The 7,353-nt window shown below is 34.6% G+C and carries 6 protein-coding genes; 5 read left to right on the plus strand and 1 reads right to left on the minus strand.

Annotated features, from left to right (window positions below):
- The first annotated feature begins 56 nt into the window (after positions 1-56).
- From BTR25_RS28705 to BTR25_RS24315, 5 genes are all read left to right on the plus strand, one after another.
- Positions 57-239, plus strand: a complete 183-nt coding sequence (locus BTR25_RS28705; RefSeq protein WP_075690566.1) for a hypothetical protein — start codon at positions 57-59, stop codon at positions 237-239.
- A gap of 519 nt (positions 240-758) precedes the next feature.
- Entirely contained in the window at positions 759-3,617 is a 2,859-nt protein-coding gene (locus BTR25_RS24300) for a Zn-binding domain-containing protein (protein ID WP_075690567.1), read from the plus strand.
- Between the two features lie 853 nt (positions 3,618-4,470).
- Positions 4,471-4,710, plus strand: coding sequence for a methionyl-tRNA formyltransferase (locus BTR25_RS24305; RefSeq protein ID WP_075690568.1), 240 nt, complete (start codon positions 4,471-4,473; stop codon positions 4,708-4,710).
- A gap of 809 nt (positions 4,711-5,519) precedes the next feature.
- Complete coding sequence (locus BTR25_RS24310) at positions 5,520-6,683, plus strand: hypothetical protein (RefSeq protein ID WP_075690569.1); 1,164 nt, start codon at positions 5,520-5,522, stop codon at positions 6,681-6,683.
- Positions 6,673-6,933 carry a hypothetical protein gene (locus BTR25_RS24315; RefSeq protein ID WP_075690570.1) on the plus strand — a complete coding sequence of 87 codons (261 nt, stop codon included), beginning with the start codon at positions 6,673-6,675 and terminating at the stop codon, positions 6,931-6,933. Before BTR25_RS24310 ends, BTR25_RS24315 begins: the two co-directional genes overlap by 11 nt.
- Positions 6,934-7,103: 170 nt before the next feature.
- Here the strand turns inward: BTR25_RS24315 and BTR25_RS24320 are convergent.
- The coding region (locus tag BTR25_RS24320; protein WP_139311329.1) for an integrase core domain-containing protein at positions 7,104-7,353 on the minus strand (250 nt) is incomplete at its 5' end.

Here is a 7,353-nt window from a genome sequence, read left to right on the forward strand (position 1 = left end):
ACGGTATTCCAAGGGTATTTGATGCCTGTCAATGTAATGCTTCTTAGTCACTGGTAATGACTGCATTAAAACTAAATGATGCCTTTGGTTTGGAAAATATTAATGACCTCCCATTTTCATATAATATCGCATGGTATGAGCAAAAGGCAGTCAGCATTGTATTCTTATCACTCCTATATCTTGCTGTAAAAACATTCACGTTGGTCCTACATTACCAGAATTCCTTTCACGAAATGTAACAAACTTCTTAGTAGAAAACTTTAGTGTTGGAAGCATTACGAATACAATAGATGATATTGATAGGTTCATGGGTTCAGTAGTAAGCTAAATGATATAAAACTTATCTAAAAATTAACCTAGTTCCGCTTAAAAATAGGAAGAGCGGGGTGTTTTTTTGGTTCAACAAAGGAATATCAATTAGTAGATCCTTGCTAATCAAATGAAAAACGAAGACATAGTATATTGGTTCTAACTAGGCCACTGGTATCTTTAGGTGAAATCGGTTTAATTTAAGAACCGTGAAACACCTGCAAATGTGGTACATCAATATCAGTGTTTTTTTTAGATTTGTTTAATGGGTGTAGTAGTTAACATTGGGTATAAGCAACTTTAAAAATAGAATTATGTGCTCTGGTGCAATATCGTAGAAACTCAATAACCGGTTTTAAAATACTGTAAGTGGAACCGATTTTATCGGTTCTATTTTTATAGAATTAATTTTGCGTAGTAGAAATTTACTGTCGAGTCTAGGGATAACTATGAAACATTTTATGAAACAAGATTATTCGGGCGGTCACAGTGACAAATTATTATGGAGAAATGCGATTATCCATGAACTAGGAAATCTTCAGGAATACGATGATATTCGAATCGATAGTTTGGCGAATGCTGTTGTAAAGTATGGTAAACAAAAAGGGCTATTTGAAAATGGCTTAGACGATATCGAGAAACAAAAACAAATCCAAACTGTCCTCATTAAAGAATTCATGAATACAGAACGTCAGATTGGTCTAGAAGGATTAGGTTTAATTTCTTTTACACCAGAAAAGCCTGATAAATGGTCAAAATTGAATATGAACAGTTTAGGGATTAATGCGGACTTAGGCCTTACGAATGATGAATTGTGGGAACTGTATAGAACCCTATTTAATTCATTAAGAGACTTGAATGCTATCACCTTTCCAGACTTAGTGTCAATAACGGATCAGACCTTTGCACCAAGAAACAAGGAAGTATATTTTAAGTTGGAATCAGAAAAAAGTGCATTAGGAAATAATATTGTCGGCTGGTTACCTAAGGAAAACTTGAACAATAAAAGACTCGATTTCATCCAAAAGTTGTTTAGAGCGAAGGGATACTCGAAAGAGGATGCTGCTGATAAAGCGAGAAGCCTGCTAAAAGAGCTTCTTACGGGGAAATTATATAAAGGTTTCTGGGCTAAGGATGGATATATTTCTGAAACACCACTTGCAAGAGAAGGAACAGTGTTGAAACTGAATTACAAAAAATGGCAGGTGCTAAAACCGGAAAATCTTTATATTTGCAATAAGTGCGGGAGCATCCATTCGAATAACTTAAGAGGTATATGCTCTACATTTAGATGTGAAGGGACATTGATGGAATATCAAGATGAGATGAGCCGTTTTACTTATTTTAAAGATTTATATACAAAGATGAAACCATTGCCTCTGATAGCAAACGAACATACAGCACAGTTAACGAGTGAATATGCTTCTAGGTTGCAGAATCGATTTGAACGAGGAGAGGTTAATGTATTAAGCTGCTCTACTACCTTTGAAATGGGTGTGGATGTTGGACAGCTCGAAGCGGTATTTATGCGGAATGTGCCGCCTGAAACAGCAAATTATATACAAAGGGCAGGACGTGCAGGTAGAAGAACTGAATCAACAGCATTTTCATTGACTTATGCTAAAAGACGTTCACATGATCTTACCTACTACCAATTCCCCGAAAATATTATTGGCGGTATGATTAAGGCGCCTTATATTGAAATGAACAATGAAAAAATCGTGCTGCGGCATATGTTCTCCGTTGTTTTTGCTTGGTTTTTTAGAAAATATCAAACCTATTATGGAAATGTTGATAATTTCCTTGATATTTCTGGTGAAGGTGGAAAGAGTGCAGTCCAAATATTAAAAGAGTTGTTAAGTGAACAGCCAGAGGACTTAAAGAACTCACTACTCTTTATTGTACCTAAATCAAAATCTTTACAGGCTTTTGTTGATCTTGAGAATTGGAAATGGGTTGACTATCTTCTAAAAGATGATGAAGGCGCCTTAATTATTGCGGAGTCGAATGTAAAAGAAATTATCGATGAATTGGAAGAATTGAAAAAAAGACTAGATATGGAACGGAAACCGAGTGACAATATCTTGAAAATTCAAAACACCTATTTGAAGAAGAATGTTTTGACCTTCTTGTCTTCAAGTAATGTATTGCCTAAATATGGGTTTCCTGTCGATGTGGTAAATTTAGATATACTTCATAATGGGGAAAACGCCAAAGTAATTAATATTTCGCGAGATTTAAAACTAGCAATCTCAGAATTTGCACCAGGGTCTGAGATCGTAGCCAATAAAAAGGTTTGGAAACCATATGCCTTGAACATGAATAAAATGAAAAGCTGGCCCGTACAACAATATGCGATTTGTAAGAGTTGCGGCCGATTATATGGCTATCATGTTGATTTGGGTACCTCATACGAGGACAGAGAAATGGACTGCTGCCATGAGCCATTAAACTATCATTATTACCTCCAGCCAGTATTCGGATTCTCTACAAAGGCAGACGACTTACCTGGAAATCCGGGAGAAAGACGTAAAGCAAAACCTTTACCATCTAGAGTAAAGTTTGATAACTATGTAGATGAAGAATTAGAGTTAACAGAGTCCACACAGGAAGTTATCAAAATAGGAACGCATGAAATCGAAGTGAAATATTCTTCTAGAGGTAAATTGGTCATTGTGAATAATGGCGGGGGAATGGGATATTCACTTTGTAAGCGTTGCGGCTATATTACCCAAACGAAAATGACTAAGACTAAAAAATCTACTGAAAAGAAAGTGGAACATAAAAACAAACTTGGTAAAACGTGCGAAAATACGTATTTGCATAATATCCATTTGGGGCATGATTTTATCACTGATGTTGTGGAAATTAGATTGCCCTTGATGTCTCCAAAATTTGATCAGAAAAGCTTCTGGCCATCACTACTTTATTCAGTAATGGAAGGCGCCAGCATTGAATTAGGCGTTGCACGAAGTGAAATCGGCGGCTGCTTATATCGAGCAGACGGAGTTGATGTTACGAATACCTCCATCATTTTGTACGATGATGTGCCAGGTGGTGCAGGACACGCAAAGAAAATATCCCAGAATCTACGTGGTGTTCTAGAAAACGCTAAATTGAAAGTGGCAGGGCCATGTGGTTGTGGGGAGGATACAAGCTGCTATGGCTGCTTGAGAGGATTTGAGAACCAGTTCTATCATGAGATTTTGCATAGAGGTATTGCTCATGAATACTTAACTAAGCTGTTGGGGAATGAAAAATATGGCTTTAATGAAGGGGTAGGGATATCAAAGGAGGGAGTCCTGTGAACGACTTTTCAAAAACATTATTAAATGAAATTAATAAGATTGATTGTTTAGAAGTTGTATAACATAAGAATGATTCTGGGTTTGTAAATGTTAGATGTACTACTAGTAAGGATTCGAGAAGGTTTAATGTTGTTGGTGATCTCAACCCTAATACAGGAAACATGCGGTTATATAGCAATGGTAAATGGGTTAGTATAAATAAGTTAGGTTTGAAAAGTATTGAAGAGATTATTGTTTTTATTAAAAATGATATTGAATTATTAACAAATTAACAATTGTAAAATGGTAAAATAGAGGTTATTCTCTCTTTGGTAAATGGGACCGATTGTATCGGTTCTATTTTTTATAGTTTTTATAGGTTTACTGTCAGGTCTAAGAATAATAGAAATTTATCTAATTCCTTTTAGGGTTCCCAATTTAGCCTTTTCTGAAGAGGGAGTTTGAACACCATTTTTACATTTAGTTGTTGAAAATAGTATTCAATCTAGCCAAGTATAGTATTTACATTCGTTCCAGCTTCTCTATCTACATGAGCATACGACTTGCTGTTCTAATGAATATTTTACTGTCTTAGTTTTGAATGTTCTATCATACTTACCTTTCGCTGTATCGAGACATCACAAATAAACCATTTGTGTTTGTGCCTACATTTTAATCTAGTACCAGTTTACATATCACATTGAAGGAGTTGTGAAATCGAGAAAATCAATGAAATCATTACAACGTTTATGTTAGGAGATAAATTTGGTTTAAATACAGGGGCATATTATTTGTTACAATAAATCAAAATTAAAGGCTTTTACTTAGGTGATCTAGAATAACTAATTATAGTACTTCATGAGAGGGGATACAAATGGCTTTAATCAAACACAATAATATAAAAAGAATAGAAAAAGATAGAAACATGGTTCATACTCCGGTAGATGCTACCTATACCATTTTTAAAGATAATAGCGGAGAAGTATACTTTCAAATTGATACATATGGTTCAAGTCAGCGGCAAATATTGGGGAAAATTAGTCAATCCATACAGTTTGATAAAAGTACTGCTCAGGAATTAGTCAAACTTTTAAAGGAAGAATTTAAAATTTAATTTTACTTATATAGTTTGGCAAGTTGGCAGGTACGAATGACTAAGGATCGGCTTCTTTTCGATTGCCGGTTCGACCCCGACCACCGGTATCTTTAGATCAAAACAGGTTAATTTTAAAAACGATAAAACACTCACAAATGTTGATAAATCAATGTTTGTGGGTGTTTTTTGTTTTTTGAGAAAAAGGATGAAAAAGCTAGGTTTTGAAATCATTTTACACATTTTTTACACAAGTTCTTTAGTATTATATACTGTGTTTAAGAGAGTTTCGATGAAACAAAGAATTATGTTAAGTCGAGAAGTTATTGTTGGAAGTGAATAGTAGAAGTTCAAAAGAAAAATCAGAAAAAAAAGAGGTCCTTGCTTCATTTGAATCATATATGGGGAAAGGGTCATAATTTTTAATATATACCACCTGGACGTAAGGTGCAAAAATCAACCAAAGACATTAATGCTATCCTCTAAGCTACGCGGAGTCGGTAGTCTTGATGTCAAGGATTTTATAGAAGCGTATCCGGAAAGACTTGATATAAGCCTGTCCTGGTTTTTAGTGTTTTAAAATCTAAGATTAAAATGCAATTTTTACTTAAAAGCAGTATATTCTAGAAGGCAGGCATTAAGAAACCCGTATAGATTTGGATAAGATGTCATCGGGTGCGAAGTACGACCAGATTGGTTGTCAGAGCTTCACGACTGGCTAATTCGAATGATTTTGTTAAACTTTAGACTTCGACAGTACTTAGGGAAACTAAGTTATAGCCATAATAGGGTGGGAAATGTCTTTAGAACGGATGAGGGGGAATGAAAAAATGGAGAACCATGAGATAGTTGAAGTTAAAGGGGATCTTGTTATTCCCTCTGCAGAAGGGACAGACGAGCATCATGAACCAATTACAATACCTAATTCTTTATTGGATGCTGTCGTAAAAAGAATACAAAATAATCCTGCATCACAAGAATTAATTAAAGCAAGTGAAGATGTGAATGAACTTTTTAAGGTTGTTTTACGACCTGAATTACAAGAAGGTATTGATTCAGGAAAATTGATTTGGGATGGTTGTTCAGTTGATTTAAGGGATGCAAACACTAACCGTTATGCAGGGAAAATAACACTTCAAAAATCGGAACTTCCCACAGAGGTTAATAAAACTGATACATCAAATGCGGTTATGAGTCTTTCTAATGTTACAAAGGTGATTTGCTCAGTATCTGGTCAAGTTCAGTTAGCTGAAATTAGCAAAAAAATAGATGTACTTGATGAGAAAATAAATTCTCTTATTGAAGATAACTGGCGTGAAAAGATAGCAGCTTTGCAATCGGCAACTGAGATGATTAATGATGCTATKATAGAATTGCCAGATAACAACGCTTTTTCGAGGATAAATCTGGCCATACTAGAGGTTGGCAAATTATCGAACTATTTCAGATTAGCTATTGAAAATATCATCTCTAAAAGAATAAAAATAAGCGTTTGGACATCCTTTAAGGAGAGCATGTTTACATGGTTTAATAGAAACAAAGTTGAATATAATGAAAAATTCGTTAGTGAAATTAGAGAGTTACTTGAAGAATACAGTTTTCTAATAGATTGTTACATTCAGGCTGAAACATTATTAGGGAGTTGCTACCAGGTAATAGAAGGATACGAAAAAGCAAAAAAGTATTATGATAGGGTTGAAGATCTCATAAGTTATTCATCACAAGTATTATACAAAAAACTTATTTTTCTATTGGACATTCATGATGAAAGCGTAGATCCTCAGAGGAAACTAATTGATATATTGCCGTTAATTGATAAAAGGCGAATTCCGATAAAAGAAGCAATAAAAACGGCAAATGACAATGGTATTAATGGTATAAACAAAACCCTTCAAATTAAACAACAATTACTTGATGGTCCAATGATAACTTTTGAGTTACCTCGTGAAATCTTATTATTACAATTCGATGGAGATGAATCTAATGAATGCTAATTGTCCTAAATGCCAACAACAAACTAATTTTATATCAATTGAGAAAAAGAAATATCATTGCCAAATATGTAAAACGATATTGCATAAGTGTCATAATAATAGCTGTATTAATATGGTCTCTTTTGGATTATATTGCTCAAAATGTGTTGGTAGTGGGTTTAAGAATACTGGAGCTGGTGCTTTAACCGTTATTGGAGTTATAGGAGGCATTGTTGTTAAGGCGTTATTAGGCGGTAAAGGAAAGCATTGACTAAGGGACGTGGGGCCAGAAAAATGTCCCAGATTTCCCATGGGCTTGGGACAAGAAACCTGACCCACATTCACCTCAAATAATAAAGATCATAAGCTATACTCATAAAACAAAAAGTAACTCACCCTGTGAACTTACCTAGCTAAATGAGACACATATAAAACACCATTTTAGGCTGCCATCATTCCAAATTCTTTTGGAGTGAGGTAGCCTAATTTTTCTTGTATTCTATTCTCGTTATAGTGGTACATATAGTCGTCAATTTTCGATACTACGTTAAAATTTGTCATTGAATTAAACTTAGAATACTGAAATTCCTCTGTCTTTAAATTAGAGTGAAATGATTCTATCACCGCATTATCCCAACAGTTTCCACGCCTGGACATACTACTAACCAAATGATGTTTCTTAAGGTAATTC

This window comes from Bacillus sp. MRMR6 (genome assembly GCF_001940785.1).
Classification (GTDB): Bacteria; Bacillota; Bacilli; order Bacillales; family Cytobacillaceae; genus Neobacillus.

What these genes read in the sequence shown, in the direction of transcription:
- BTR25_RS24300 (WP_075690567.1), top strand. Translation starts at nt 759, where the DNA reads ATGAAACATTTTATGAAACAAGATTATTCGGGCGGTCACAGTGACAAA.
- BTR25_RS28705 (WP_075690566.1), top strand. Translation starts at nt 57, where the DNA reads ATGACTGCATTAAAACTAAATGATGCCTTTGGTTTGGAAAATATTAAT.
- BTR25_RS24305 (WP_075690568.1), top strand. Translation starts at nt 4,471, where the DNA reads ATGGCTTTAATCAAACACAATAATATAAAAAGAATAGAAAAAGATAGA.
- BTR25_RS24315 (WP_075690570.1), top strand. Translation starts at nt 6,673, where the DNA reads ATGAATGCTAATTGTCCTAAATGCCAACAACAAACTAATTTTATATCA.